The following is a 26,721-nucleotide window of genomic DNA, read 5'->3' as shown; positions in this document are numbered from 1 at the left end:
CAACGAACGCTGAAGCCGGCGGCCGCGGCGCCGCGATCCGGCAGATCCGCATGGAGGACGCGGAGAACTGGCTGGAGCTCTGCCGGAGCCTGGATGCCGAAACGGCGTTTATGCTGTACGAGCCCGGAGAACGCAGGACGACCGTGCCGGAGCAGACGGAGCGTATCGCGTCCGCGCTGCTGCATCCCCGCAGCATTGTCCTTATAGCGGAGTGCGAAGGCCGAATCGCGGGTTATATCGAAGCGCGCGGGTCGAACGTGAATCGCATTCGGCATTCGGCGCAGATCGTGGTCGGCATCCTCCAGGCTTATTCGGGCCGGGGCATCGGGACCCGACTGTTTGAAAAACTGGAGAACTGGGCGCGGGAACGCGGGATTTATCGGCTGGAACTGACCGTAATGGCGCATAACGAGGCCGCCGTTTCGCTGTACCGGAAGATGGGATTTCGGCAGGAAGGAATCCGCAAACATTCGCTTCGGGTGGAAGGCCGGTATATCGACGAATACGCGATGGCGAAACTCTTATGATTTTTTGGCGGCTTCCTATATTAAAAGAACATGGGATGAAAAATTCATGATAGAATATACCGATTGATTAAGCAAGGAAAAAGGACGACAATATAAGCAGAAGGACTATAAAGGGGATCACTGGGGGATGAACGAATGATCGAATTGCTGGTCGTGCGGCACGGGGAGTCGCAGGCGGACCTGGAAGACCGACACGAAGGGAGGGCCGATTTCGTGCTGACGCCGCTCGGCGAGCGTCAGGCGGGGCTTGCCGCGGCCTGGATCGCAAGATCCTACCGCCCGCACGAGATTCTTGCGAGCCCGCTCAAGCGCGCCGCCCGCACCGCGGAAGCGATCGCGCAGGAATGCGGAATCGGGGTCGCCTACGACGAAGACCTGATGGAGTGGGACAACGGTTTGCTTGCCGGCTTGAAGCGGGAAGAAGCTTCGGTCAAGTATCCGCTTCCGGCTTCAGGCCGGCAGCCGCACGATACGTTTGCGGAGGCCGAATCCGAGATTCAGTTCCGGGCGAGAGCGGAAGCTTTTCTGTCGGGACTGCTGTTCGCCAACCGCGGCAGGAAAGACTTTCACCGGATCTGCATCGTTTCTCACGGCGGTACGATCAATATGCTGTTTCACAGCCTGCTGAAGCTGCCGTTCGATACCGGCGTTTCGCTGGCGACCGGCGACACCGGCATCCACCTGTGGCGGATCGACGGCTCGCGCAGACGGATTGTGTTTACGAACGCGCAGGAGCATCTGCGGGGCTGAAAAAGGCCAGGGCTCTGCTCTATTTCCCCGGGCCGCTCCGGTGCTTCAACCGTAATCTGCATGATAAGAAAGGCCCTGTCCGGGCGTTAAAGCCGGATAAGGCCTTTTTCGTTTTGCAAATTTTGGGCCGTTGGTCTACGCTTAGAGAAGCACAGCTTTAAAGGAGGAAAGAAAGTGGCAAAGGTGATCGAACTGAAAGGCGTCTCCTGGAGACGGGGCGACAAGATGATTTTGCAGAATATCGACTGGGCGGTCGAAGAGGGACAGCACTGGGCCGTGCTCGGGCTGAACGGATCGGGCAAAACGAGCATCCTGAACATGATCAACGGGTATATGTGGCCGACCTCGGGCGAAGTCTCCGTGCTGGGACACAAGTTCGGCACGATCGATCTGCGCGAGCTGCGCAAGTCGATCGGCTGGGTCAGCTCCTCGCTGCAGGAGAAGATTCGCCCGAACGAGCAGGCGCTCGATATCGTCGTCAGCGGCCGGCATGCTTCGATCGGCTTGTATGCGGAGATGCAAACCGCGGATCGCGAACGCGCGGAAGAGCTGATGCGCGACCTGGGCTGCGGCCACCTGCTCGGACGGATGTACCAGACCTGCTCGCAGGGGGAGAAGCAGAAGCTGCTGATCGCACGCGCGCTGATGGCTTCGCCGAAGCTGCTTATTCTGGACGAAGCGAGCAACGGACTCGATTTTATTTCGCGCGAAGCGCTGCTGCGCAGTATCGACGCCCTGGCCGCCAAACCGGACGCGCCTACGCTGCTGCTGGTTACGCACCATGCGGAAGAAATTTCGCCGGTGTTCTCGCACTCGCTGCTGATCCGGCGCGGCCGCGTTTTTGCTCGGGGCGCTTCCGGCGAAGTGCTGACGAACGAACATCTGAGCGACTTTTTCGAAATGCCGGTGCAGGTGGACTGGCGCGGCGGGCGAGCCTGGCTGTCGGTCCGCTGACGAAAGTTTGCGCGGGGGATGTTTTCAATTTTCGGCAGCGGGTAATGATAGGTTGTCAAGGATTGCATATCCTAAATGTTGCATATCCCATTACAAGCTGAGGAGGAATTCATGATGACTGACAACAACACAGATCCGAACCAGAAGAGCGCCGGCGAAGACACGCTGATGGAGAAAGAAAAGAAAGAAAAAGGCGCAAACGTCGAAACCCAGGCGGACGAGTGGGCGGCCAAACCTTCTCCAAAAGCTTCGGGCGACGAAGAAAAGTAATGGCGAACATCGAAGGCTCCGCGTGAGTTTTCGCCAAAACGGGCATCCGGCTCAGGCCGATGTCCGTTTTTTGCGCCTGATTTAAGGAAGAAAAACTGCTGGTTTGCCTAATAAACGGAATTTCATGTAGAATAAAGAACGCCATCACACGGCTGCGGCTTTCCGCGGTCATTTTACATAGGACAGGAGCGAATACAATGAGCGAATTAATTATGCGAACGGCGGCAACGTCGGATATCGAACAGCTTGCGGCCATGCGTTTCGATTTTGCGCTGGAAGAAGAAGCGGGGCTGGAGGTCACCCATGAGCAGAAAAGCGATTACCACGACGAAATGCACGAATTTCTTGTCGAAGCGATCGGCTCGGAGCACTGGGTGGTCTGGGTGGCGGAATACGAAGAGCAGGTCGTGTCCCATATCTATCTGGAGATGATCCACAATGTGCCCCGCCCGGGCCGGTTGACCCAGCCGTTTATTTATATGACCAACGTCTATACGCTGCCCGAGTTCCGCGGCCGGGGCATCGGCAGCCGGCTCGCCCAGGTCGTCGAGCAGTGGGCGAGAGAACTGGAGCACGAATTTATTCTCGTCTGGCCGGAAGGCCGCGGCGAGACGTTCTACGCGAAGAACGGGTACAGCGTCTGCTCGGGTCCGATGGAGCTGACGTTCGGCCGGAGACAGGCGGAATAAGCGTGGCGCAGCTGTCGCCGGAGGCGCAGGCAGCCGCCCGCGGCTTCGGTATCGGACACATCCGATCGGAGAATAACGCGTCGGCCGGCATATCGTCGGGCGCGCGCCTGATTGCCTCGGAAACCGGTATTTACGTGCTGAGGCGCATGCGCGGCCGGGAGCAGGCGCTGACCGAATATCGCATCGCGGAAGCGCTGAAAGGCCGGTCGGTTTGTCCCGAAATACGGATTGCGTCGGACGGGAATCCGTGGATCGAATCGGAAAGCGCTTTTTACAATCTGCAGCATTATATCGAACCGCTGCCGCCGGGAGCGGTTGTCGTCGATTTTGAAGAGCTGGGCGCCAAAGCCGGTCTGCTGCATACCGCGCTTTCCGGACTGGAACTGGACGCGCAGCCCGACCGCTTCGAGCTGCAAAGCAAATGGAGCGCTTTTCTTGCGCGTTACCCCGGCGCGGAGCGGAATGCGGCTGTGAAGCGGATCGGAACGGCCGTCTCGGCGTGTTCGGAAGCCGAAGATGCCGCCCGCGCGGCGCGGTCCGGGCAAGAAAAAGCCGCGGAAAGTTATATCCACGGCGATCTTGGACGCTGGAATCTGGTGTTCGGCGCGGAAGGCGCGCGGATTATCGACTTCGGCGAAGTGCGCCGGGGAGACCGGCATTTCGATCTGGCCGCGCTGCTCGTTTCTACGCTGGAGCTCAAGGGCACGGAAACGGCCCGGCGGAATTTGCGCGCGTTCAAGCGGGGATACGAAGAGCGGGCGATACGCATCGAAGACACGCTGCTGCATGCCGCCATCAGGCTGTGGAACGTTCGCGGGGCGGCCGCGCTGCTGGAGAGCCGGGGACCGGACGAAAAGGTATTGCGTTATGCCGAATCCCTGCTGGTCCGTGTGGACGATTACGAGAAACTGCTGTTCGATAAGGAAAGCGGCAAATCGCAAAAAGTCCAAACCTGATCAAAAAGCGCGAAAACGGGCGGATGGAAACGATTGACCGCCGCGCAGCGCCCGCAAAGGCCGCTAAGCGGCGAAGATCGTTTTTGTTTTTAGCGGAAGCCGCTTTTATAATAAAGACGCAAGGTCAATAAAGGTCAAGATTCGTTCCAACGATCGCCAATTTCGGAAAGGGGAAATGGAAGATGTTTGAACAGGGTCCTTTTGGCAGACATGCGGAAGAGATATTCAATCAATTGGCCAAAACGTTCGGAGATACGTTCGGCGAAGAATTTGCCGGGCCGATGCGCGAGCGGGCCATGTCGTTTCGTACCGATATTCACGAGCGGGACGGCCGGTATTGGGTGGAAGCGGAACTGCCCGGCTTCAAGAAAGACGATATCGACGTCGATTATACCGCGCCTTACCTGACGATCCGGGCGGTTCGGCAGGAAGAAACCGCGCAGGAAGAAAGCGAACAGCGGCGTATCGTTCGAAGCGAACGGCGCTTCGGCGAGTTCGTGCGGCGCTTCTATATCGAAGACGCCGACCGCGAAGGCATTCGCGCTTCGCTCAAGGACGGGCTGCTCAAGCTGGAGATTCCGAAGCGCGACAATCCCGCCGTCAAACGCATTTTGATCGAAGGCGAAGACTGAGTCCGTTTAGCGTTGACAAAGGTACTGAGCGGCCGTCTCGCTCAAACAGTGAGATCGACGGTGTATTCGGAATGACGATACAGCCTTTGGCTCAAAAAAGGCGACAAATCGAGTAAGAAAAAAGACACCGGCAGCGGTGTCTTTTTTGGTCCTGTTTCGCTTCCTGACCGATAGAAAATCGCAGTCACGCGTGCACGGTGGACTTGAACTTCTCGACGGCTTTGCCCAGCGAAGCGCGAGCTTCGGTCAGCTTGGAAGCGCCGGCCGAACCCGACAGGGACGAAGCGGCCTGGTTGATTGCTCTGCGAAGCTCGCCGAACGCGGAACTCGGATACTGGCCGCTGCGGATTCCTTTGGGCGACGAGTCCATCAGCGAACGGGCCTGCGCCAGATCGGCGGCCAGGTTCAATCCTTCGGTCAGCGCCTCGTAAGCGCTCTGCACGGCGCGGTCGGCGCCTTCCACCGCCAGCTGGGTGGCGTTTGCGGCGAGCAGACGGTCGAGTCCGGCGGCGTGCGCTTCGAAGGAAGCCGTCAGCTTCGCGAAATCTTCGCGGCTTTGCAGTTCGCTTAGGCGCGCCTGGATATTCTGGCGTTTGGCGTCGAGCGAAGCGGCGTACGAGCCTTGGTCGTAGATGCGCGACTCCTGCAGTACCGCGAATCCGTCCACGTATTTGCGGTAAGCCGAGCGCAGCTGTTCCGGCGTGGCGTTCGGATCGTAAGCGACGGCCTGCGCCTGATCGATCACCGCCAGCATGGCGTCGACCGCCTGCTGCGGATATTTGCCCGGCGTCGTGCCGGCGGCATTGCTCAGCATTCTCGCGGTCTGGAACGTCTGGCGCTCCAGGATCGAAGCGTCGCGGATGTATTCTTTGATATAAGCGTCGAGCGCGGCGCTCAGACTGCGCTCCGCCGAAGCTAATTTGGTGGAAGTCACATCGGTTTCCTGAAGCAGCGCACGCGCGCGGTCGACAGCCGACTTCACCTCGACATACTTCGCATTGTCCGGATCGCTGTAGAAGTCGTCGGAAGCTCTGGCGCTTGCGGAGATGACTCTGAGAAGAGACGAGCGGGCGGGACTGGTCCAGTCCACGGCCGACTGCTCGGCGGACGAAGCGGCATAAACGGACGACTCGGAAAAAGGCGAGAGCGCGACTCCGCCGAGCGTCACCGTACAGGCGAGCGCGACCGGCAGCCATTTTCTCATACCCGGCAGCTTGATTCTATTCAAAAAGAACTCCTCCTTATGTCCCTGATGTTCATTTGCAAATTATGTATCCTTTTATTTAAACCACTACCCGGATATGAAACGAAACGCCTGTAAAAATCCCGGTAAAAGTATGCCATAAGACCATGTCTTCTATAAGACTGGGATTAAATAACCGATTCTTTCGCACCAGGAACCTCGATTGTAACCGTCCGGTATGGAGAAGCGGGAAGCAAAGCTTGAGAAAAGGAGGTACGAACAGAGCCAACCCTATATAATAGAGGGTAAAAGATCGATATAAGCGAAACGGCACAGTCCGGTTCGATCGCGGGGGAGGAACAGCCATGCCGGAAAAAAATTACTACGACGTACTTGGGGTCGGCGCCGACGCGGCCCAATCCGAAATCAAAAAAGCTTACCAGAAACTGGCGAAACAATGGCATCCGGATGTCAATAAATCGGCGGAAGCGGAAGGCCGATTCAAAGAAATCGCCGCCGCTTACGAAGTGCTGGGCAGCGAAGACAAACGCCGGGAATACGACGAAACGCGCCGGTATTCCGGCGGTTTCGGAGGCGGGGCTTCCCGCCGTTCGGGCGGATTCGATCCGTCCGGACAGGGGAACGCGCCGGGCGGCTTCGACTGGATCAACGATCTGGCGCACGAAGATATGTTCGATATGTTCTTCAACGAACGTGTGGGCGGATTCGGCTCCGCGGCCGCGGGCTCCATTCCGCGCCAGCCGGCCCAATCGACGCTGGATATTACGCTGGAGCAGGCTTATAACGGCGAGACCGTCCGCGTGCAGATCGGCGGCAAAACGATCGGGCTGAAGCTGCCGGCGCGTTCGCAGAGCGGGAACGTCATCCGGATGAACGGAACCGGTTCGAACGGCCTGGCGCCGGGCGAAGAGCTGCGCATCGCGTTGAACATTGTCCCGCACGCCGTCTATGCCGTCGAAGGCGACAACCTTGTCGCCGTGCTTCACATATCGCCCTGGCAGGCGGCGCTCGGAAGCCGGGCGAGAATCCTGCTGCCGGACGGCGCGGCGGTGAACCTGAATATTCCGCGCGGCATATCCGCCGGGCGCAGACTGCGCATTCCGCGCCGGGGACTGAGCGCTGGCGGAGGCGGGCACGGCGATCTGCTGGTGGAGATCGAGATCGTCGTGCCGGATCCGTCGGCCGAAGAAGAAGAATTGTACCGCCGGCTGGAAAGTCTGTCTTCGTTCCGGCCGGAACTGGGCAAACGCAAATCTTGAGCGGGAGGGAAGCGCGATGGACTTTAACCGGTTGACGCAGAAACTGCAGGAAGCCGTCTCGGAGGCGCAGTCGCTTGCGGCTGTCGGCGGCCATCAGGAGATCGATACGCCGCATCTGCTCAAAGCGCTGCTGATGCAGCGGGGAGGGCTGCTGACGAGACTGTTCGAGCGGATGGACGCAAGCCGGGACCGCGTGCTTGCCGCCGCGGACGAACTCCTGCGGCGGCGGGCGCGCGTCAGCGGCGCGGCGGCTCCTTACCTGTCGCCGGCGCTGCTGGGCGTGCTGGAAGAAGCGCAGCGCGAAGCGGAGCGGATGCAGGACGACTTTACGGCCGTGGAGCACGCCCTGCTGGCGTTCGATCACGACAAGCGCGGCGGCGCGCGGGAGATTCTGCGCGCCGAAGGCGTCACCCGGACCAAGCTGCTCGGCGTGCTCAAGGAGATTCGCGGCAGCCGGCGGGTGACCGGCCGCGAGCCGGAAGCCGTCTACGAGGTGCTGGAGAAATACGGGCGCGATCTGGTCGCGGAAGTGCGGGCCGGACAGGTCGATCCGGTGATCGGGCGCGACGCGGAGATTCGACGGGTAATCCGCATCCTGTCCCGCAAAACGAAAAACAATCCGGTGCTGATCGGCGAACCGGGCGTCGGCAAAACGGCTATCGTCGAAGGATTGGCGCACCGCATCGTCCGCCGGGACGTGCCGGAAGGACTCAAAGACAAAACGGTCTTTTCGCTCGATATGAGTTCGCTCGTCGCCGGGGCCAAGTACCGCGGCGAGTTCGAGGAGCGGCTCCAGGCCGTGCTGCGCGAGATCAAAGAATCCGACGGGCGGATCATCCTGTTTATCGACGAAGTGCACACGATCGTCGGCGCCGGCAAAGCCGAAGGCGCGATGGACGCCGGCAATATGCTCAAACCGATGCTGGCCCGCGGCGAGCTGCACTGCATCGGCGCGACTACGCCAGGCGAGTACCGCGAGCATATCGAGAAAGACCCGGCGCTCGAACGCCGTTTTCAGAAGGTGCCGGTCGGCGAACCGAGCGTCGAGGACGCGATCTCTATCCTGCGCGGACTCAAAGAAAGATTCGAGGTGCATCACGGCGTCAAGATCCGCGACAGCGCGATCGTGGCGGCGGGCGTGCTGTCGAACCGCTATATCCCGGACCGCTTTTTGCCGGACAAAGCGATCGACCTGGTGGACGAAGCGTGCGCCATGATCCGGACCGAGATCGACTCCATGCCCGGCGAGATGGATGAAGTCACCCGCCGCATGATGCAGATGCAGATCGAAGAAACGGCGCTCAAGAAAGAAACGGACTCCGCCAGCCTGCGGCGTCTGGAGAACCTGCGGCGCGAACTGGCGGATTTGAAAGAAAAGCACCTCGGTATGAAAGAACGCTGGGAGCAGGAGAAGCGGGTGATCGAGAACGTGCGCGATCTGCAGCGCAGACTGGAGCAGGCGCGCAAAGAACTGGAGCTGGCCCAGGAGGACTACGATCTGAACAAATCCGCGGAGCTGAGCTACGGCATTATTCCGGGATTGGAGAAAGAACTCAAGCAGGCCGAGGAAGCGGCGCAGCAGGGGCGCGAACAACGGATGCTGCGCGAAGCGGTAACCGAAGAAGAAATCTCCGATATCGTATCGCGCTGGACGGGCATTCCGGTCAGCCGTCTGGTCGAAGGCGAGCGCGAGAAGCTGCTGCGGCTGGAGGACATCCTGCAGCGGCGCGTAGTCGGGCAGAGCGAAGCGGTTCGGCTCGTCACCGACGCCGTGCTGCGCGCCCGGGCCGGTATCAAAGATCCGAATCGGCCGATCGGCTCGTTCTTGTTCCTCGGACCGACCGGGGTCGGCAAGACGGAACTGGCGAAGGCGCTGTCGGCCGCGCTGTTCGATCGCGAGGAGAGCATGATCCGCATCGATATGTCGGAATACATGGAGAAGCACAGCGTTTCGCGTCTGATCGGCGCGCCTCCGGGATATATCGGCTACGAGGAAGGCGGCCAGCTGACCGAAGCGGTGCGCAGACAGCCGTATTCGGTCGTGCTGCTGGACGAAGTGGAAAAAGCGCATCCCGACGTATTCAACATTTTGCTTCAACTGCTCGACGACGGACGGCTGACCGACTCGCGCGGAAGAAACGTGGACTTCAAAAATACGATCGTAATCATGACGTCGAATATCGGTTCGGCGCATCTGACCGGGATAGCGGCTTCGGCGGATAACGCCGTGCGGCAACATATTCCGGAGCAAGCGCGAGAACTCGTCATGCGCGAACTGCGGAGCCGCTTCCGGCCGGAATTCCTGAATCGGGTCGACGATATCGTATTGTTCCAACCGCTGGGCCTGGCCGAGATCGAACGCATCGTGCTCAAACTGGCCGGCGAGCTTCGCGGACGGCTGGCCGACCGCCGGATCGAGCTTGAACTGTCCGGCGCAGCCGCCCGCCTGATCGCCCGCGAAGGTTTCGATCCCGTTTACGGGGCGCGTCCGCTGAAACGCTTTATCCAGCGCACGCTGGAAACCCGCGTCGCCCGCGCGCTGATCGCCGGCGAAGCGGGCGAAGGAGACATGCTGCGGGTGGATGAGCGAAGCGGCGAACTGAGCATCGCCGTGCTGCGCGCCGGCGAATCGATTTCGGAAGCGGCGGCGAAATAAGATCATACCCGACATACCCGATAGACATAGACGAGCACACACAAGGAGAACGAATATGAAAGATACGCAAACCGGGATTACGGCGCGGCAGCGCAATATTTTGCGAGCGGCCGAAGAACTGGCGCGGCGCGAGCTGGAGCACGAAGGCAGCGGGCACGACTGGTGGCATATTTACCGGGTGACGCAGCTGGCGAAACGAATCGCGGCGGGGGAAGGCGCGGACCCGTTCGTCTGCGAGTTGGCCGCGCTGCTGCACGATCTGGCGGACGAGAAGCTGGTCGACGATCCGGAAGAAGGCAAGCTGCGGCTCAAAGCGTGGATGCTGGAGCAGGGGACTCCCGCGGACGATGCCGATCATGTCATGGAGATTATCTCGACGATGTCGTACCGCGGAGGAACCGGAACGCCGATGACCACGCTCGAAGGCAGGGTCGTTCAGGACGCGGACCGGCTCGATGCGATCGGGGCGATCGGGATCGCGCGCACTTTCGTCTACTCCGGCAAAAAAGGGCGTCCCATGCACGATCCGAACGTGCCGGCGCGCGAAGCCATGACGGCGGAAGAGTACCGCGGCGGCGGCGATACGGCGATCAATCATTTTCACGAAAAACTGCTCAAGCTCAAAGATTTGATGAACACCGGTGAAGGCCGCCGCATCGCCGAAGACCGGCACCGGTTTATGGAAGCGTTCCTGGACCGGTTCGGCGGCGAATGGGACGGATTGGAGTAAGGCAAGCTGTGATTTCACGCATGGAGTTTTCCGCGTACGACGGTTATCTTGGAGAAATACATACCGAGCAGCCAAATCGAAACGGAGGAAACGGACATGAGTGAAATCGTCAAAGCTTATTACAATGAAGGGGCGCAGCGGGAGTGGGAACGGCTCGACAATCCGTATACCGCCATAGAGCTGGCTTGTACGCTGCATCTGATCGACAAGTATTTTCCGCCTGCGGGCAGAGTGTGCGACATCGGCGCGGGACCGGGACGATATTCGCTGGAACTGCTCAAACGCGGATACACAGTCAGCCTGTTCGAACTGTCGGAGCGCGAACTGGAGATTGCCGAAGCGAAGATCGAAGAAGCCGGTTATGTGGCGGAAGCGTATATTTGCGATAACGCGGTCAATCTGCATACGCTGGACGGCGAAGCTTACGACGCCGCCCTGCTGATGGGTCCGCTGTATCACTTGACCGAACGGGAACAGCGCGTCGAAGCGCTGCGGCAGACGCTGCGCATCCTGAAACCGTGCGGAACGGCGGTGCTGTCGTATATCAATTCGTGGGGAAGCCTCAAAGCCGGGGTGCTGGAATTCAGCGAAACCTATCGTCTTTTGGACAATGTGCACGCGTATCGGGACGAACAATCGTTCGACCGCGAACGCGGTTTCACCGAATGCTACTTTACGATTCCGCCGAAAGCGCTGGCCGAGATCGATGAAGCCGGATTTGAAGTTTTGTCCCGCGCGGGCGCGGAAAGTTTCCTGGCCGGTTTGGGCCGCGAAGTGTTCCGGCTGCATCGCGAAGACCGGCCCGTTTACGACAATCTGCTGACGGCGGCGCCGGAGCTGTGCGAAGCGCCGCAGTATCGCGACGCGACCGAGCATCTGCTCGTCGTCGTCAGAAAGCCGCTTTAAGCCGGGCGGCAAATCATAAAGGAGGCGTTCCCATGCCCGCTCATACCGACAACGATCCGATTCTGCTGGATTTTCCCGAACAATTTCAAACGGAGCGGCTGCTGATCCGCGCGCCGCTATTCGGGGACGGACCGGCGCTCAACGCGGCGATCCTCGAAAGCCGGGCGGAATTGGCGCCGTTTCTGCCCTTCGCCCGCACGCTGCCGGAACCGGAAGAAACCGAGAGCGTGGTGCGCCGCGGCCGGCTGCATTTTCTGGACCGGACCGATCTGATGCTGATCCTGACCGACCGGCACAGCGGACACATTCTCGGAGCCAGCGGGCTGCACCGCATCGATTGGAAAGCCCGCAAGTTCGAGATCGGCTACTGGATCCGCACATCGCGCTCCGGGGAAGGACTGGTTACGGAAGCGGTGCGCGGGATTACGGATTTCGCCGCTGCGCATCTGGAAGCCAACCGGGTCGAGATCCGCTGCGACGACCGCAACGCGCGCAGCGCGGCGGTGGCGAGAAGAGCGGGTTTTACTCTGGACGGCGTGCTGCGCAACTGGAAGCGCGAAGAAGACGGCACGTTGATCCATGAAATGATTTTCTCCAAAGTGCGCGGAACCGATTTTTGAACAAAACGAAGATGAACGAAAACGGAGGATCGGCTATGACGCAAATCGCGATTATATCGGACATACACGGCAATCTTCCGGCCCTCGAAGCGGTACTCGAAGATATTGAAAGCCGTGGCATCGAAGAAATTTACTGCCTGGGCGACCTGATCGGCAAAGGACCGGACGGCGATCTTACGGTCGACCTGGTCCGGCGGCGCTGCCGGCATACGGTGCGCGGCAACTGGGACGAATTCACTTCGCAGCCGACCGAATACGAAGCGCTGCGCTGGCACCAGAAGAAGCTCGGCCGGGAGCGTTTGGATTACCTGGCCGCGCTGCCTTTTTCGATCGAATTCAGGCTGAGCGGACGCTATGTGCGATTGTTCCACGCGTCGCCGCGCAGCGTGTTCGAACGCATCCAGCCGTGGGACGACTACGAGCGCAAGCTCAGCTTGTTCGATCCGTCGGATCTGAGCGTGGAGCCGGTCAAAGCGGACGTGGCGGGTTACGGCGATATCCACAACGCTTATATGCAGCATATGGACGGACGAATGCTGTTCAACGCCGGCAGCGTGGGCAATCCGCTCGATGCGACGCAGGCGTCGTACGTCATTCTCGAAGGCGACCCGGGCGAACGCAGGAAAACGCGCTTCGATATCCGGTTTGCGCGCGTTCCTTACGATATCGCGCGTTCGATCCGCCTGGCGGTCGAAGCCGGGATGCCGGAGCTGGACGCTTATGTACAGGAGCTGCGCACCGGGCGCTACCGGGGGTTGAAAGACTGAGTCCGGCGCGGCCGGCGGAAACTTTATCGCATACGGAGATTTACGGACAGAACCGAACCTTCGGCACGGGACCGGCTTGGGCGCGAACGCGCGGGAGCGTTTCGAAGGGGCGGTTCTTTTTGGCATGAGCGGGTAATGAACAGAAAGAAATACGGGTGTACGTCCGGCATGCGTTCGAAGTCATCGGGGAAAATATCAGACGAGGAAGGTGCGCACATGGAGACCAATCAAACGACGCAGAACCCGCACGCGGAACGGCCGAAAGTCATTTTGACCGGAGCCAGCGGCTATATCGGCCACAATCTGATGCAGAAACTGAAAGAAGACTACGACGTGATCGCGCTGTCCCGCCACGGAAGCTCGCACGAGGACGAAGAGCATGTGGAGTGGAGAAGCTGCGATTTCTATTCGATGGACGACGCGGTGGAGGCGCTGCAGGGCGCGGATTACGCTTTTTACCTGATCCATTCCATGATGCCGACCGCGAAGCTTACTCAGGGCGACTTCGAAGACATGGACGCGATCCTGGCGGATAACTTTGCGAGGGCGGCCAAAAAGAACGGCATCGGGCATATCGTGTATCTGAGCGGAATCGTGCCGGACAATATGGAAGAAAAAGATTTGTCGCGCCACTTGAGAAGCCGCCTGGAAGTGCAGCGCATCCTGGAATCGTCCGGCGTGCCCGTGACCACGATTCGCGCCGGATTGATCGTCGGGCCGCAGGGTTCGTCGTTCCCGATCCTGTACAAGCTGGTCGACCGGCTGCCGCTGATGACGCTGCCGAAATGGACGCGCACGGAAACCCATGCGATCGCGCTGGACGACGTGCTCAATTCGCTCAAGAACAGCGTCGGCAACGAAGAAGTCCAGGGACGCGTCGTCGACGTGGGCGGTCCCGACGTAATGAGCTACAAGGAGATGATGCGCCAGATGGCCGAGGTGCTCGGCGTCAAGCGGCATTTTATCGACGTGCCGTTCCTGACCGTCAATCTGTCGCGGCTCTGGGTCACGCTGGTTACCCAGGCGCCGCGCGAGATGGCTTATCCGCTGATCGAAAGCCTGATCCACCCGATGGTCGCCGATCCCGACAAGATGGTCGAAGGGATCAGCTACGGGACCAAATCGTTCAAGGAAGCGGCCAAAGAATCGCTGGAAGAAGAAAAGCGCAAACAAGAAGACGCCGAGCGCAAACAGCGCGAATCTTCGCGCAACGAGGAATCGAAGCCGACGGAAAGCAGCGCGAAAAAGGCCGACGTCCGTTCCGTGCAGCGCGTGACGCTGCCGGAAGGCAAAGACGCGCATTGGGCCGGCGAATACTATATGGATTGGCTGGGCCGCGTAATGACGCCGTTGATCCGCACGGAAAGAGACGAAAACGGCGTCGGCCGCGTGTATATCCGCTTTTTCAGCCGGCCGATCCTGGAACTGACCTACGATGCCGCCAAAAGCGGCCCGGACCGCGCCGTTTACCGGATTACGGGCGGGATGTTCGCCAGAGCGGAGGAAGGACACACCGGGCGGCTCGAATTTCTGCAAATCCCGGGTTCGAGCGACTGTGTCATTGCAATCCACGATTATATGCCGGCTATACCGTGGTTCCTGTACAAATATACGCAGGCCAAACTGCATCTGATCGTGATGTACGTCTTCCGCAAACATCTGGAGCGGCTGGGTAATCTCGGCCCGTCCGCCACGTCGAAGCACGCGGAAGAATCTCCGCGCACGGAAGATTCGGCGTCGGGCATCGTACCGGCCGGAGCGGAAAGCTGACGCCGGAGTCCAGCCCGCAAGTCGAAAAAGCCGCTTCGATCGTCGATCGACGATCGAAGCGGCTTTTTGGCGTAAAGTCAGCCGGCGAACGCGATAAAAGGTATCTCTTCAACGAAATGACGATTTGCAGGCTGCGGACTGTGATAAAAATCTTTGCGTATTTATAAGATTTGGGTTATTATTAGATTATAATCATTCTAATTAGAGATGGTAAGACATAGGCGTCACAGAAGTTCAAAGGAGGTTCGAATACATTGATTACCGTGGAAGAACACCTGAAATCGATGAAACAGCAGATGATCGCCAAAGGCTACAAGTCGACCGTCCAGCGCGAAGCGACGATGCGGGTGCTGCTCGAACACGAGCGGGACCACATGAGCGCGGAAGACGTATATATGAGAGTCAAAGAAAGATTCCCGGAGATCGGCCTGGCGACCGTGTACCGCACGCTCGAACTGCTGACGGAACTGCATCTGGTGGAAAAAATGAATTTCGGCGACGGGGTGGCCCGGTTCGATCTGCGCAGCGAAGACCACGAGCATATGCACCATCATATGATCTGCTCGATCTGCGGCGAAGTCGAAGAGATCAAGGACGATTGGCTGACCGAACTGGAACAGCGGGTCAAACGCGAATACGGCTTCAACGTGACCGATCACCGGCTGGACTTTATCGGAACGTTTTCGGCCTGCAAACACGGCGAATGCCGGCGCACCTGCGAAACGGCCTCCTGAACCTGAATCGCGGTACGAATGCGCGGGGACGATAAATGAAAAGCTTTATCGAACAGAGACGGCCGCCGGCCGTCTTTTTTGCGATAAGATACTATTGACACAACAAGTGTAAATGAATACATTTGTATACACAGGTATACAAATTTCTTGAGCAGAGCGGAGGATTAGCGATGTCCCGTCACGGAAAAAGAGAAGAAGACCCAGTATCCGGCCGCGCGCACAATGAAGAAAGCGGCAGCGGATCGGAACGTCCCGGCGACAGCGGCGGACGCGTCCGGGGCGAAGGCGCGCAGACGTTCCGCCGCGGCCGGGCGCTGCATTTCCTGGAGCGCCTGGAGCTGCGCCGGCAGACGCTGGCCGATCAGTTGGAGCAGGAAGCGTTCGCCAGTATTCACCCGGTGATCGCGGGCGAGCTCAAAGCGGTGGACGGCATCATGCGGGAATTTGTGCAGGTGTTCGAGCTGCACGAGATGCCGGAAGGCGGATGCCGCAAAGGCGGGGATCGCCGGAGAAAGGAGGACAATTGAATGTGGCGGCTGTCGAAATACTTGAAGCCTTACTGGCTGCCCGCGCTGCTGGCGCCGCTGTTTATGGTGCTTGAAGTGTGCATGGACCTGGCGCAGCCGCGGCTGCTCCAGACCATTGTCGACGACGGCATCTCGGCCGGCAATCCGGATATAATCCGGCATACCGGGCTGCTGATGCTCGGCGCGGCTCTGCTCGGCGTGATCGGCGGGGTGGGCTGCACGATCTACTCCAGTATCGCTTCGCAGAACTTCGGACGCGATCTTCGCTCTTCGCTGTACCGCAAGATCCAGACGCTTTCCTTCCGAAATCTGGACCGGCTGCCGACAGGCACGCTGATTACGCGCGTAACGAACGATGTGACGCAGCTGCAAACGTTCGTGCAGATGCTGCTGCGGATGTTCGTCCGCGCGCCGATGCTGATCGTCGGCAGCCTGGTCATGGCGGTGACGATCAACCTGAAGCTGACGGTTATCCTGGCGGTGGCCGTGCCGCTGCTGTTCGCTTTCCTGTTCTTCCTGGTCCGCTTCTCGCTGCCGATGTTCGCCAAGGTGCAGAACCGGCTCGACCGCGTCAACGGCCGGCTGCAGGAGAACCTGAACGGCATCCGCGTGGTGAAAGCGTTTGTCCGTTCCGATTACGAGGAAGAACGTTTTGCCGAAGTCAATCGCGATTACACGGCCGTCATGACGCGCGGCATGCGGGTTCTGTCGCTGAACATGCCGGTCATGACGCTGATTCTGAATATCAGCATCGTCGCCGTTCTCTGGTACGGCGGAGCGCTGAACCGGACCGGCGGCATCGAAGTCGGCGCGCTGATCGCCTACATCAACTATGTGACGCAGATGCTGTCTTCGATGCTGTCGATCGGCATGATCCTGACATTCGTTTCGCGCGCGAAAGCGTCGGCCGACCGCGTCAACGAAGTATTCGGCGAACAGCCGGATATTGTCGACCCGGAGCATTCGGACAGCGTCTCCGTTTCCGGCGGACAAGTGGAGTTCCGCGACGTTTCGTTCGGCTACGGAGAAGACGGACAGGATCTGGCGCTGCGCGGCGTTTCGTTTACGGTCCGCCCCGGACAAACGCTGGGCATTCTCGGCGCGACGGGTTCGGGCAAAACTTCGCTCGTCAGCCTGATCCCGCGGCTGTACGACCCGAGTTCGGGCAGCGTGCTGCTGGACGGGGTGCCGGTGAACGAGATCGGCCTGTCGGAGCTTCGCTCGCAGGTGGGCATGGTGCTGCAGGAAGCCAATCTGTTCAGCGGCACCATCCGCGACAATATCCGCTTCGGCCGACCGGACGCGCCGGAAGACGAAGTGCTGCGCGCGGCCCAAGCGGCCCAGGCGCACGAATTCATCGAACGCATGCCGGACGGCTACGATACGCGGTTGGGGCAAAAAGGCGTCAACTTGTCGGGCGGGCAGAAGCAGCGGATCGCGATCGCCCGCGCGATGCTGCTGCGGCCCGAAGTGCTGGTGCTCGACGACAGCACCAGCGCCGTCGACCTGACGACCGAAGCGAAGATCCGCGGCGCGCTCGAACGGGACATGACCGGTTCGACCAAGCTGATTATCGCGCAGCGCATCTCGGCGGTGCAGGGCGCGGACCTGATTCTCGTCATGGACCGCGGCCGCGCGGCCGCGCTGGGCACGCACGAAGAACTGCTGAAGACCAGCGAGATCTACCGGGACATCTGCCGTTCCCAGGGGAATGAAGGGAGCGAAGCTTATGCCTGAACGACCGAATGAACAGCGCCGCGAGCCGGCTGGAATCCCGCCCGGCATGCCGGGACCGGGAGGCCCGGGACGCGGCGCGCCGCGACCGAAAGAACGCGCCAGGAATACCGGCGCGACGATCCGCAGGCTGTGGGCGTATCTGAACCGCCAGCGGGCCGGACTGATTCTGGTTTATATCCTGACCGCGCTGGCGGCGCTGGTTACGATGATCAGTCCTTATCTGCTGGGCGTGGCAATCGACCGCTTTATTACGCCGGGCCGCTTGGAAGGACTGCTCGGGCTGTGCCTTCTGCTGCTCGGCCTGTACGCCGGCGGAGCGGCTGCAACCTGGCTTCAAGCCTACGTCATGACCGGGGTCGCGCAGCGCATGCTCCAATCGCTGCGCGGCGACCTGTTCCGCAAATACCAGCAGCTTCCGGTCTCTTTTTTCGATACGCGGACGCACGGCGAGCTGATGAGCCGCAACACGAACGATATCGAGAACGTTTCGAACGGGCTCAACCAGACCGTTACGCAGATGCTGACCAGCCTGATCGTCGTGATCGGTTCGCTGGTCCTGATGCTGAGATTGAATGTGTGGCTGACGCTGGTCGGCCTGGTCACGATTCCGCTCGTCATGCTCGCGACCCGGCTGATCGGCGGAGTGACCCGCCGCAACTTCAAAGCCCAGCAGGAGAAGCTGGGCAGCCTGAACGGATTGATCGAAGAATCGGTCGGCGGGCAGCGGACCGTACAGATCTTCCGCCGCGAGCAGGCGATGCAGGCGGAATTCGGCGAGATCAACGGCGAGCTGAACCGCGCGGCGGTCAAAGCGCAGATCGTGTCGGGCCTCGTGGGCCCGGTCATGAATATGCTGAACAATATGAACTTTGCCCTGATCGCCGCGATCGGCGCCTGGATGGTTTTTCGCGACATGACGAGCGTGGGCGTGATCGTCAGCTTCCTGAACTATTCGCGCCAGTTCGGACGTCCGATCAGCGATCTGGCCAATCAATACAACCTGATCCAGTCGGGCGTGGCCGGCGCGGAGCGCGTGTTCGAGATTCTGGACCTGGAAACGGAATACGAAGAAGAAGGCGAGCTCATCGGCGGCGCTTCCCTACGCGGAGAAGTAGCCTTCGACAGCGTTTCGTTCGCTTATAAGCCGGAACGCCCGATTCTGCAAAACGTTTCGTTCCGGGCGGAACCCGGTCAAAAGATCGCGCTGGTCGGGCCGACGGGAGCGGGCAAAACGACGATCGTCAATCTGCTTACCCGCTTCTACGAAACGACTTCCGGAACTATCTCGATCGACGGGCGCGATATCCGCGAACTCGACAAAAACGATCTGCGGCGCAGCGTCGGCATGGTGCTTCAGGACGCTTACGTATTCGCCGGCACGATTCGCGACAATATCCGGTACGGCCGGCTGGACGCCGGGGATGCGGAGATCGAGCGCGCGGCCGAACTGGCCAACGCCGATTCTTTTATCCGCGCGCTGCCCCGAGGTTACGATACGCCGCTGACGATGGGCGGAACCAATCTCAGCCACGGGCAGCGGCAGCTGCTGACCATCGCCAGGGCCGTGCTCGCCGATCCGGCGATCCTGATTCTCGACGAGGCGACCAGCAGCATCGACACGCGCACGGAAATGCATATCCAGGAAGCGATGCGCAGCCTGATGCGGGGACGCACCAGCTTCGTGATCGCCCACCGGCTGAGCACGATCCGCGACGCGGACCGCATTCTGTTCATGAGCGGCGGAACGGCCGCGGAGCAGGGCACGCACGACGAGCTGCTGGAAGCGCGCGGCCTGTATTACGAACTGTATATGAGCCAGTTCAAGCGTTTGGGCTGAAGCCCGAACCGCTCGGCGAACCGTATAAAGACCTTTCGCTCCGCAACGATGGAGAGGAAGGTCTTTTTTGCGCAAAAAAGCTGTCGGAAAGCGATGGATCGAAACGATTTTGCGCCATGCCCTTGCGAAAACAGAGCGATATCGTTTAGAATAGTTGAAAATGAGAATCAATATCATAGTTGTTTACATAGGAGGACGAAAACCATGGAAGAGCTCGAATTGTACGACTTGACGATTATCGGCGGGGGTCCCGCGGGGATGTACGCCGCTTTCTATAGCGGAATGCGCGATATGAAAACGAAAGTGATCGAAGCGAAAGAAGAACTGGGCGGACGCATGCTGATCTATCCGGAAAAAATGATCTGGGACGTGGGCGGCGTCACGCCGGTGCTGTGCGAAACGCTGGTCGGCGGCCTTAAGCAGCAGGCGCGCACATTCGATCCGACCGTCGTGCTGGGCCAGCAGGCAACCGGGCTCGAGCGCCGCGAAGACGGCACATTCGTGCTGACGACTCTGACCGGCGAACGCCACTGGACGCGGACCATCGTGCTGGCGATCGGCTACGGCATCCTGCAGCTCGCCAAGCTGGATATCGAAGGCGCCGACCGCTACGAGGTTTCCAACCTGCACTATACCGTTCAGGAACTGGAAACCTTCCGGGGCCGCAACGTACTGATCTCGGGCGGAGGCAATTCGGCGGTGGACTGGGCGAACGAGCTGGAACCGATCGCGGCAAGCGTGACGATCGTGCACCGGCGCGACAAATTCTGGGGCCATGAGAAAAATGTGATCAAAATGCAGGAATCTTCGGTTGACGTGCGCATCCTCCAGGCGGTCAGCGAACTGCACAGCAGCGACGGCCGCACGATCGAAGAAGTCACGATCAAACATGTCGAAACGGAAGAAGTCGAACGCCTGAAAGTCGATGCGGTCATCGTCAATCACGGACTGACCAGTGATTACGGTCCGCTCAAAGAATGGGGCCTGCATATGGAAGACAGCGTGGCCGTCGTCGACGCGCGGCTCAAAACGAATATCCCCGGCATCTTCGCGGCGGGCGACTTCGCCAGCTACGAAAGCAAGCTGCGGCTGATCGCGGGCGCTTTCACGGACGCGGCTCTGGCCGTCAACAGCGCCAAGCTGTATATAGACCCCGAAGCGCCGAAAGTCGCTTACGTTTCTTCGCACAACGACCGGTTCAAAGAAAAAAACAAAGCGCTCGGCGTAGCGGTGGACGAGTAAGAAGCAAAGGGAAATACGAAAAAATCAAGCTGCGAAAAAAATCACAAGACAGCACGGGCGTTTTGTGTTATATTTATTCAAATCTTACTCGCCGGCAGGAGAGCCGCTTTACCGCGGTTATCCTGCCGGCGATCCATTAACTGGCGGAAGGTTGTGTCGTCGCGGAAGAAGCCCAATAATCGTATAAAGGAGGACGTACACATGCAAGTGATTTCATGTACGGAAGAACACAAGGACCGGTTGACCGAGATCTGGCTGCTGTCCGTGAGCCGCAGTCTGTCCGACGCCGATCCGGGTCAGCTCGGATTCTACACGCGGATGTTCAAGGAAGAGATTCTCGAACGTTTCGAGATCTGGGCGGTACGCGCAAGATTCGGCGGAGACCTGACCGGATTTATCGCCATGAACGGTCCCAAAGTCGAGCTGCTTGTCGTTCATCCTCATTATCAGGGCCAGGGGATTGCGCGCCTGCTGCTCGATCATGCGGGTCAGCGCGGAGAACTTGCGGTGGATGTCGGCGAACAGAACGCCGGCGCGTACGATTTCTATCAGCGGTACGGATTTGTCGAAACGGGGCGTTCGGATCTGGACGTGCACGGACAGCCGTCGCCGACCCTCCATCTTCTGCGTCCGCAGCTGGAACCGCAAACGGGAGCTTCCTGATCCCGCCGGCCGATCCGTTGATCCGGCCGGCTCGATCGTAAGCCGGATCAACGGATCGGCCGCAAAAGCATAAAGAGACGTCGAACGATGTTCCAAATATTGGGATAAAATGGTTCGATGATCGCACATAAGAAAGCGAAACGCTGAGTAAAAAGCGTTTCGCTTTCTTTTTTTCACAAATCGTACATTTTTTTGAGCGTAGTATAAATTTCCATATTGACAAGATATATAAAGGGGAGTACAGTAGAGACAAGCACAAAATGTCGAATAATATCGAATAACGACGATCTTTTGTCGACAACTATCATATTAACCGAAATGGGGCGTTATAGCAATGAAAGCAACGGGTATCGTAAGACGAGTAGACGAACTGGGCCGTGTAGTTATTCCGATCGAACTGCGCAGAACAATGGGTATCGACATCAAAGACGGACTGGAAATTTTCGTGGACGGCGAACGCATCATCTTGAGAAAATACGCGCCGACCTGCATCTTCACCGGCGAAGCCGAAGACCTGGTTTACTTCAAAGGCAAAATGGTCAGCAAAGCCGCAATCGAAGAACTGATCGAAATGTACCAAAACTCCGAATCCAAGTAAGAACGTATCGGCAAAAGCGCGCAGCCTCGCTTTTCCGTCATAAAGAGTCCGCGGCTATGCAAGCCGTCGGGCTCTTTTTCGCGTTCGAGCCGGCAGGGACCTTACCGAAACCAAAGGAAGAAAACTGGCGGGCGAACGGAAGAAGTGATACACTTGGCGAAATTGCGCTCGGCCGGTATAAAAAAGCGAAACTTCGGGCCGCTTGCGAAAAGAAAGAACCGAAAGGAGAATATCGGGAAATGCGGAAAGAATTTACCTCCGATCGGGATTCGGCTCCCGGCATCGGCATGCTGATGCGGGCGGCGGATCAAGCGATTGAGACTGCTCCGGCGCAAAGGACGCCGGATATGCCGGCGCCGGAACGTCCGGTAACGGAAGCAGGGGGCGAAGCGCCTTTGCGCGAGGAACTGCGCCGGACGCTGCGCGAACTGCGTTTGTCGGGCTTGCGGCCGGAGGCGGGCCGTCTCGACCGGCTGCTGGCCGCTATGCTGGAGCATATCGGCGATCCCGACCCGGAGCTGCGCGACGAGCTGATCTACGGCAGCTTCTCGGATTGGATTCAGGCCGGCGCGCTCGGCGCGCAGCAGCTGCTTATGCTGGCGAACGCGGCTTTGGACGAACGACATTTGTTCTATCGAATCGGGGAGAACGGGAGCGACTCCGTGTTTACCCGCAGCTTCTCGGTGCTGCTGCTGCCGCTGATTCTGTCGGCGGACCGGGCCGCGCCGTTTCTTGCGGACCGCGACTGGCGGCGGCTGCTGGAAGCGGCGCTGCGCTATGCCGCGCAGGAGCGGGACGTGCGCGGCCCTGTGCCCGAAGGCGGCAAAGGCTGGGCGCATGCGGCCGCGCATACGGGCGATGCGCTGGAAGATCTGGCGCAGTCGCCGCAGGCCGGCCCGGCCGAGCGGCTGAACATTCTGGAGGCGCTGCGCCTGAGGCTGCGCAGCGCGGACCGCGTCTTCGTGTTCGACGAAGACGAGCGGCTTGCGGCCGCGGCGGAGACCGCGCTGACGCGGGGCGGGCTTGAGCCGGGCGCGTTCGACGCCTGGCTGCAAAGGCTCGGCGAACCGGCGGAAGACGGCGCGGCGGAAAGCTTCGAAGAAGCCGCGCGCGTGCGCGTCAATGCGCGGCTGTTCCTGGAGCGCCTGCATGCCCGGCTGCTGGCGCATCCTTCCGCGGCGGAGCAGGCGGAAGCGGTTCGTCTGCGCGGCGCGCTGCTGCGCATGGAATAGGGAAAGCGGGGCGCGGCTCGATAGCGGCGCGGGATGCCAAAAAGAAGAGGTCCGGGCGGTTTGCCGGACCTCTTCTTTGCACTGCTGTATAGGCGCGCTCCCGGGCTGACCGGCCGCCGGTTACTCGGCGGCGGTCAGCGTGTATTCGGCGCGGTCGTTTTTGAGGCTGAGGCTTGTGCCGCCCTGGCCGCCCACCTCGAGTTCGTTCAGCACGATCTCGTAGGTATCGCCCGGAACCGGCACGGATTCGCCGTCGGCGTTGACAATGCTGCCCGAACCGCGCAGCAGCAGCGCGCGTTCCAGATAGTCGTCGACCGGATTGTCCTGCGGACGCTCGCCGACTTCCTGAAGTTCGAAGTGGACGATATCCGTATCGCCGTTTTCCGTTTTCTCGATCTTGATCGTTTTGCCGTTCAGCGCATTCAACCATTCGGTCAGACTTTGCACCTGCTTGTCCATTGTATCCACCCTTTCTTCCGGCGGCGCCTTCGCGGTCCGTCGTCGTAACATCCATTTACCCCGCCGGGCGTCGCGGCAAACGCGGCTCGTTCGCCGGCTTGCGATTCCGTCTTTGGCGAACGTTCAGCGGCGATCCCCGTCTTCTTCGGCGCAGCGCGGTTCGGCAGAGGGAGCGGCGGAGGGAATAGCGGAGGGAATATCGGCGGCTCCGGCGGTCCGCCGCAGCCAGATCCGGTATACGGCGTACACAACGAGCAGGAATCCTCCGTACACGCCGAGCGCGGCCAGCGTTTTCGGCAGATCGGTGAACAGGCTGCGGCCGATAAAAGCGAATGCCAGCATGGCCGGGATCTTGCCGAGCGCCGAAGCCGCGAAATAAACAGCGGGCCGGATATTCAAAAAGGCGGGATACAGATTGACCAGCGCCTGCGGCAGCAGCGGAACGAGCCGCGCGGCGAGAATAACGGCGAACGGATGGCGCTCCATCAGAAGCCCCGCCCGGTCCAAACCGCGGAAGCGGTTCAGAAACGTCCGGCCCTGCTCGCGGAAAAAATAACGCACCAGCGTATATTGAAGCGCCGAAGCGGCGGTCACGGAGAGCCAGGCCAGCAGCGCGCCGAGTGCGGGACCGTACAGAAAACCGAGCGAACCGATTACGAGCTTATACGGCAGCACCGGAAAAAAAGCGAACAAAAATCCAAGCGCGAACCCTGTTCCGGCCGGGAGCGACACGCTTGTGAGCAGCGTTTGAAGCTCGTGCCGGTAAAGAAAGATCAGCAGCAGAGCCGCCGTGTACAGCGCAAGCGTCAATCCTTTTTTCATGCGTGTTCGCAGCTCCTTCGGGTATAATTCGCGGTACTTACCGATATTGTACGTCTTTCGCGCCGCGCGGTATACTTGTGGCGAACAGGTATCCGGCCGGGAACGGCCCGAGTAAGGAGGAAACGGATATGCAAAGCGGGAATATAAACGGCGAAAACGACAGGATTCAAGTGCGTCCTTACCGCCCCGAAGACCGCAGCGGCGCGGAGCGGCTGCTTGAAGCTTGCGGAGCGGCGGGCGAAGTCGGGCTGCTGCCGGAGTCGGAACGAAAAAACGGTTCGGCGAAGGACGCCCGAGCCTGGACGGCCGAACGCGCCGGGGAAGTGGTTGGGATTGCGCTGCTGCGGCAAAAAACTTTTCATCCGCATACGGGTTATCTGGCGATCCGCAGGTATCCCGACGAACGAGGCGGGCATGCCGAAACGAAGCTGATGGAGGCGCTGCTCGCCGAACGGCCGCGCATGCCGCTGCAAACCTCGTTTATGCCGGGCGACGCGCCGGGCGCGGAATTCTACGAACGATTCGGATTTGCCGAAACGAGGCGGACCTTTATGCCGGCTCTGCGGCTGAGCGAGCTGCAAGGCGGCACGGGGGCAAGCGAGCCGGCGGTTGGAGATCGCTTGCGGATTGCATCGCTTGCGGAGCTGGCCGGGAACGGGGAAGCGCTGAACCAAATCGCCGAAAGAGCCCGCGATTCCTACCGGGCGACGCATACGTTCAATCCTCCGGGAGTTCATCCGCTGTCCGTATGGCGAAGACTGATCGAAGCGGACGACGTGCTGCGGGCAGGCTCTTTCGCGGCGTTCGACGATGCCGACGGCAGCGCGGCGGCATTTGCGCTGCTGCACGGCGAAGAAGGGGGAAGCGAAGCGGAGCTTGGCTGGCTCGGATGCGCTCCCGGACAAGAAAAAGCGATGCAAAAAGTGGACGAGAAGCGAATGATGTTTTGCCTGCGCAGTGGATTCGATACGGTTTCGGCGGAGATCGATACAACGGATTTCTATCAGTATCCGCTGCTGGAGCGCTATGGGTTTCCGCCGTCGGAACCGCTGCTGACTTATTTTCGCGTGCCCGCGTCGAGGGAATAACCGGGCCGCGGCGAGAACGGGATAAACGATCGGAAGGAATGGGGAAGATGAAAAAGGAAACTGTACTGTCCGCCTCAAGCGGACAAAACGCCGGCGCTTACGGCCGGATGACCGATACCGGGACGCTGCGCGATCCGCTGTGGGGCCAAACGGTCGAACCGACGCCGACAGAGCGCCGTTTGCTCGGTACCCGGGCGCTGCGCAGGCTGCACCATGTACGGCATGCGGGCCCGGCCGCGCTGCTGACGCAGCATACGTCGACAAGACTCCAGCATACGCTCGGCGTGTTTACGCTGATCGCGCATTTCAGCCCGGACTGGCCGGAGCTGAGAGCGGCGGCCCTGCTGCACGATATCGGGCACGGGCCGTTCAGCCATGCGCTGGAAGGAATCGAAGGCTTCGATCATCATAACCGCGCGAACGATGAGCTGGCTTCCGGCGAGATCGATTCGGCGCTGGACGGGCTGGACCGGCGGCAGGTATTCGCGCTGATCGAAGGCGATATCCCCAGTCCGCTGCGAAACAAAGAACGGATTCTGCACGCGGACCATCTGGATTCCTGGGTCCGCAGCGCGGCGGCGTTCGGTATTCTGCCGAAGCCGGCTTCCGAGCTGTTGGGCGGATTCCGCCTGAACGGCCCTCATCTCGAAGCGGACGAGGAGACGGCCGAACTGACGCTGAAGCTGATCCTGCACGAAGCGCATTATCATGCTTCCACGGCCAATATCGGCCCCGTGGCGGTGCTGCGCGCGGCTGCGGAGCGCCTGATCGCAGCCGGCGGCCTGGAAGCCGCCGAACTCGGCCGGCTGACCGACCTCGAACTGACCGGCCTGCTGCTGCGGCATCCGGCCACCTCCGAGGAAATGCAGCGGCTGCTGTACCGGGCCGATCTGCTGAATGTCGCGCGCGCCGAAGAAGCCGCGCCGGATACCGCTTACCGCCACAGCCTGCGCAAGCTGTATCTGGCGCTGCCGCTGATCGCGGGCGGACAGCCGCCGGAAACATTGCCTTCGTATCCGCTGCTGGCGGATCTGCCGAGTCTGCTCGGGGAGTACCGCGTATTCTGGCCGCAGCCGATATCCGGCTAATGAA

Annotated in this window: 27 protein-coding genes; 24 read left to right on the top strand and 3 right to left on the bottom strand. The window is 60.1% G+C overall.

What is annotated here, in order from left to right; all coding sequences use genetic code 11:
* Positions 1-50 precede the first annotated feature (50 nt).
* From QWJ34_RS13800 to QWJ34_RS13770, 7 genes are all read left to right on the top strand, one after another.
* Positions 51-527, top strand: a complete 477-nt coding sequence (locus tag QWJ34_RS13800) for a GNAT family N-acetyltransferase (RefSeq protein ID WP_483314272.1) — start codon at positions 51-53, stop codon at positions 525-527.
* 135 nt (positions 528-662) lie between these two features.
* Positions 663-1,277 carry a histidine phosphatase family protein gene (locus QWJ34_RS13795; RefSeq protein WP_302728627.1) on the top strand — a complete coding sequence of 205 codons (615 nt, stop codon included), beginning with the start codon at positions 663-665 and terminating at the stop codon, positions 1,275-1,277.
* Between the two features lie 225 nt (positions 1,278-1,502).
* Positions 1,503-2,231, top strand: a complete 729-nt coding sequence (locus QWJ34_RS13790) for an ABC transporter ATP-binding protein (protein ID WP_483314271.1) — start codon at positions 1,503-1,505, stop codon at positions 2,229-2,231.
* 114 nt (positions 2,232-2,345) lie between these two features.
* Entirely contained in the window at positions 2,346-2,501 is a 156-nt protein-coding gene (locus tag QWJ34_RS13785) for a hypothetical protein (protein ID WP_302728623.1), read from the top strand.
* 197 nt (positions 2,502-2,698) lie between these two features.
* On the top strand, positions 2,699-3,190 hold the full coding sequence (locus QWJ34_RS13780; RefSeq protein ID WP_302728621.1) for a GNAT family N-acetyltransferase: 492 nt from the start codon (positions 2,699-2,701) through the stop codon (positions 3,188-3,190).
* Positions 3,191-3,192: 2 nt separating this feature from the next.
* Entirely contained in the window at positions 3,193-4,146 is a 954-nt protein-coding gene (locus QWJ34_RS13775; protein WP_302728620.1) for a phosphotransferase enzyme family protein, read from the top strand.
* 182 nt (positions 4,147-4,328) lie between these two features.
* Positions 4,329-4,778 (top strand): Hsp20/alpha crystallin family protein, encoded by a 450-nt coding sequence (locus QWJ34_RS13770; protein WP_302728618.1) that lies wholly within the window; start codon positions 4,329-4,331, stop codon positions 4,776-4,778.
* A gap of 184 nt (positions 4,779-4,962) precedes the next feature.
* On the opposite strand, the gene QWJ34_RS13765 is transcribed toward QWJ34_RS13770, so the two are convergent.
* The gene (locus tag QWJ34_RS13765) at positions 4,963-6,006 is read right to left on the bottom strand and encodes a hypothetical protein (protein WP_302728616.1); all 1,044 of its coding nucleotides are present in this window, start codon (positions 6,004-6,006) and stop codon (positions 4,963-4,965) included.
* 320 nt (positions 6,007-6,326) lie between these two features.
* Between QWJ34_RS13765 and QWJ34_RS13760 the strand changes: the two genes are divergently transcribed.
* The 15 genes from QWJ34_RS13760 to QWJ34_RS13690 all read left to right on the top strand — a co-directional run bounded on the left by QWJ34_RS13760 (position 6,327) and on the right by QWJ34_RS13690 (position 23,260).
* Entirely contained in the window at positions 6,327-7,241 is a 915-nt protein-coding gene (locus tag QWJ34_RS13760; RefSeq protein WP_302728615.1) for a DnaJ domain-containing protein, read from the top strand.
* Between the two features lie 16 nt (positions 7,242-7,257).
* Positions 7,258-9,897 carry an ATP-dependent chaperone ClpB gene (gene clpB / locus QWJ34_RS13755; protein WP_302728613.1) on the top strand — a complete coding sequence of 880 codons (2,640 nt, stop codon included), beginning with the start codon at positions 7,258-7,260 and terminating at the stop codon, positions 9,895-9,897.
* A 55-nt stretch (positions 9,898-9,952) separates the two neighbouring features.
* Positions 9,953-10,627 carry an HD domain-containing protein gene (locus tag QWJ34_RS13750; protein WP_302728612.1) on the top strand — a complete coding sequence of 225 codons (675 nt, stop codon included), beginning with the start codon at positions 9,953-9,955 and terminating at the stop codon, positions 10,625-10,627.
* A 96-nt stretch (positions 10,628-10,723) separates the two neighbouring features.
* The gene (locus tag QWJ34_RS13745) at positions 10,724-11,533 is read left to right on the top strand and encodes a class I SAM-dependent methyltransferase (protein ID WP_302728610.1); all 810 of its coding nucleotides are present in this window, start codon (positions 10,724-10,726) and stop codon (positions 11,531-11,533) included.
* A 32-nt stretch (positions 11,534-11,565) separates the two neighbouring features.
* Positions 11,566-12,153 carry a GNAT family N-acetyltransferase gene (locus QWJ34_RS13740; protein ID WP_302728609.1) on the top strand — a complete coding sequence of 196 codons (588 nt, stop codon included), beginning with the start codon at positions 11,566-11,568 and terminating at the stop codon, positions 12,151-12,153.
* Between the two features lie 35 nt (positions 12,154-12,188).
* Positions 12,189-12,920 carry a metallophosphoesterase family protein gene (locus QWJ34_RS13735; RefSeq protein ID WP_302728607.1) on the top strand — a complete coding sequence of 244 codons (732 nt, stop codon included), beginning with the start codon at positions 12,189-12,191 and terminating at the stop codon, positions 12,918-12,920.
* Between the two features lie 216 nt (positions 12,921-13,136).
* Positions 13,137-14,690: an NAD(P)H-binding protein gene (locus QWJ34_RS13730; protein ID WP_302728605.1), complete on the top strand. Its 1,554-nt coding sequence runs from the start codon at positions 13,137-13,139 to the stop codon at positions 14,688-14,690.
* A gap of 254 nt (positions 14,691-14,944) precedes the next feature.
* A complete protein-coding gene (gene fur, locus QWJ34_RS13725; protein ID WP_302728603.1) occupies positions 14,945-15,424 on the top strand; it encodes a ferric iron uptake transcriptional regulator in 480 nt (159 codons plus the stop codon).
* A 170-nt stretch (positions 15,425-15,594) separates the two neighbouring features.
* On the top strand, positions 15,595-15,951 hold the full coding sequence (locus QWJ34_RS13720; protein ID WP_302728601.1) for a hypothetical protein: 357 nt from the start codon (positions 15,595-15,597) through the stop codon (positions 15,949-15,951).
* The gene (locus tag QWJ34_RS13715) at positions 15,952-17,688 is read left to right on the top strand and encodes an ABC transporter ATP-binding protein (protein ID WP_302728599.1); all 1,737 of its coding nucleotides are present in this window, start codon (positions 15,952-15,954) and stop codon (positions 17,686-17,688) included. It begins immediately after the preceding gene.
* Entirely contained in the window at positions 17,681-19,525 is a 1,845-nt protein-coding gene (locus tag QWJ34_RS13710) for an ABC transporter ATP-binding protein (protein WP_483314269.1), read from the top strand. Before QWJ34_RS13715 ends, QWJ34_RS13710 begins: the two co-directional genes overlap by 8 nt.
* Before the next feature lie 204 nt (positions 19,526-19,729).
* On the top strand, positions 19,730-20,767 hold the full coding sequence (locus QWJ34_RS13705) for an NAD(P)/FAD-dependent oxidoreductase (protein WP_302728597.1): 1,038 nt from the start codon (positions 19,730-19,732) through the stop codon (positions 20,765-20,767).
* A 201-nt stretch (positions 20,768-20,968) separates the two neighbouring features.
* A complete protein-coding gene (locus tag QWJ34_RS13700; RefSeq protein WP_302728595.1) occupies positions 20,969-21,430 on the top strand; it encodes a GNAT family N-acetyltransferase in 462 nt (153 codons plus the stop codon).
* Between the two features lie 334 nt (positions 21,431-21,764).
* The gene (locus tag QWJ34_RS13695) at positions 21,765-22,028 is read left to right on the top strand and encodes an AbrB/MazE/SpoVT family DNA-binding domain-containing protein (protein WP_302728593.1); all 264 of its coding nucleotides are present in this window, start codon (positions 21,765-21,767) and stop codon (positions 22,026-22,028) included.
* Positions 22,029-22,267: 239 nt separating this feature from the next.
* Complete coding sequence (locus QWJ34_RS13690; RefSeq protein WP_302728591.1) at positions 22,268-23,260, top strand: DUF2785 domain-containing protein; 993 nt, start codon at positions 22,268-22,270, stop codon at positions 23,258-23,260.
* Between the two features lie 120 nt (positions 23,261-23,380).
* Here QWJ34_RS13690 and ymzB read toward each other — a convergent pair whose 3' ends face one another.
* Together ymzB and QWJ34_RS13680 are read right to left on the bottom strand one after the other, a co-directional pair.
* Positions 23,381-23,719, bottom strand: coding sequence for a protein YmzB (ymzB, locus tag QWJ34_RS13685; protein ID WP_302728590.1), 339 nt, complete (start codon positions 23,717-23,719; stop codon positions 23,381-23,383).
* Between the two features lie 123 nt (positions 23,720-23,842).
* The gene (locus QWJ34_RS13680) at positions 23,843-24,541 is read right to left on the bottom strand and encodes a TVP38/TMEM64 family protein (RefSeq protein WP_302728589.1); all 699 of its coding nucleotides are present in this window, start codon (positions 24,539-24,541) and stop codon (positions 23,843-23,845) included.
* A 128-nt stretch (positions 24,542-24,669) separates the two neighbouring features.
* On the opposite strand from QWJ34_RS13680, the gene QWJ34_RS13675 reads away from it, so the two are divergent.
* Complete coding sequence (locus QWJ34_RS13675) at positions 24,670-25,629, top strand: GNAT family N-acetyltransferase (protein WP_302728587.1); 960 nt, start codon at positions 24,670-24,672, stop codon at positions 25,627-25,629.
* A 47-nt stretch (positions 25,630-25,676) separates the two neighbouring features.
* Positions 25,677-26,717 carry an HD domain-containing protein gene (locus QWJ34_RS13670; RefSeq protein ID WP_302728585.1) on the top strand — a complete coding sequence of 347 codons (1,041 nt, stop codon included), beginning with the start codon at positions 25,677-25,679 and terminating at the stop codon, positions 26,715-26,717.
* The last annotated feature ends 4 nt before the right edge of the window (positions 26,718-26,721 follow it).

The organism is Saccharibacillus sp. CPCC 101409 (assembly GCF_030518235.1).
GTDB lineage: Bacteria > Bacillota > Bacilli > Paenibacillales > Paenibacillaceae > Saccharibacillus.
Note: the sequence above shows the minus strand (reverse complement) of the source record. Positions and strands in the feature narration are given on the sequence as shown.

Coding starts and splice junctions, on each gene's coding strand:
- QWJ34_RS13690 (WP_302728591.1), top strand. CDS start 22,268: ATGCGGAAAGAATTTACCTCCGATCGGGATTCGGCTCCCGGCATCGGC.
- QWJ34_RS13795 (WP_302728627.1), top strand. CDS start 663: ATGATCGAATTGCTGGTCGTGCGGCACGGGGAGTCGCAGGCGGACCTG.
- QWJ34_RS13730 (WP_302728605.1), top strand. CDS start 13,137: ATGGAGACCAATCAAACGACGCAGAACCCGCACGCGGAACGGCCGAAA.
- QWJ34_RS13720 (WP_302728601.1), top strand. CDS start 15,595: ATGTCCCGTCACGGAAAAAGAGAAGAAGACCCAGTATCCGGCCGCGCG.
- QWJ34_RS13770 (WP_302728618.1), top strand. CDS start 4,329: ATGTTTGAACAGGGTCCTTTTGGCAGACATGCGGAAGAGATATTCAAT.
- QWJ34_RS13715 (WP_302728599.1), top strand. CDS start 15,952: ATGTGGCGGCTGTCGAAATACTTGAAGCCTTACTGGCTGCCCGCGCTG.
- QWJ34_RS13740 (WP_302728609.1), top strand. CDS start 11,566: ATGCCCGCTCATACCGACAACGATCCGATTCTGCTGGATTTTCCCGAA.
- QWJ34_RS13680 (WP_302728589.1), bottom strand. CDS start 24,541: ATGAAAAAAGGATTGACGCTTGCGCTGTACACGGCGGCTCTGCTGCTG.
- QWJ34_RS13790 (WP_483314271.1), top strand. CDS start 1,503: ATGATTTTGCAGAATATCGACTGGGCGGTCGAAGAGGGACAGCACTGG.
- QWJ34_RS13670 (WP_302728585.1), top strand. CDS start 25,677: ATGAAAAAGGAAACTGTACTGTCCGCCTCAAGCGGACAAAACGCCGGC.
- QWJ34_RS13750 (WP_302728612.1), top strand. CDS start 9,953: ATGAAAGATACGCAAACCGGGATTACGGCGCGGCAGCGCAATATTTTG.
- QWJ34_RS13700 (WP_302728595.1), top strand. CDS start 20,969: ATGCAAGTGATTTCATGTACGGAAGAACACAAGGACCGGTTGACCGAG.
- QWJ34_RS13675 (WP_302728587.1), top strand. CDS start 24,670: ATGCAAAGCGGGAATATAAACGGCGAAAACGACAGGATTCAAGTGCGT.
- QWJ34_RS13695 (WP_302728593.1), top strand. CDS start 21,765: ATGAAAGCAACGGGTATCGTAAGACGAGTAGACGAACTGGGCCGTGTA.
- QWJ34_RS13760 (WP_302728615.1), top strand. CDS start 6,327: ATGCCGGAAAAAAATTACTACGACGTACTTGGGGTCGGCGCCGACGCG.
- QWJ34_RS13780 (WP_302728621.1), top strand. CDS start 2,699: ATGAGCGAATTAATTATGCGAACGGCGGCAACGTCGGATATCGAACAG.
- QWJ34_RS13785 (WP_302728623.1), top strand. CDS start 2,346: ATGACTGACAACAACACAGATCCGAACCAGAAGAGCGCCGGCGAAGAC.
- QWJ34_RS13710 (WP_483314269.1), top strand. CDS start 17,681: ATGCCTGAACGACCGAATGAACAGCGCCGCGAGCCGGCTGGAATCCCG.
- QWJ34_RS13705 (WP_302728597.1), top strand. CDS start 19,730: ATGGAAGAGCTCGAATTGTACGACTTGACGATTATCGGCGGGGGTCCC.
- ymzB (WP_302728590.1), bottom strand. CDS start 23,719: ATGGACAAGCAGGTGCAAAGTCTGACCGAATGGTTGAATGCGCTGAAC.
- QWJ34_RS13800 (WP_483314272.1), top strand. CDS start 51: ATGGAGGACGCGGAGAACTGGCTGGAGCTCTGCCGGAGCCTGGATGCC.
- QWJ34_RS13735 (WP_302728607.1), top strand. CDS start 12,189: ATGACGCAAATCGCGATTATATCGGACATACACGGCAATCTTCCGGCC.
- QWJ34_RS13745 (WP_302728610.1), top strand. CDS start 10,724: ATGAGTGAAATCGTCAAAGCTTATTACAATGAAGGGGCGCAGCGGGAG.
- clpB (WP_302728613.1), top strand. CDS start 7,258: ATGGACTTTAACCGGTTGACGCAGAAACTGCAGGAAGCCGTCTCGGAG.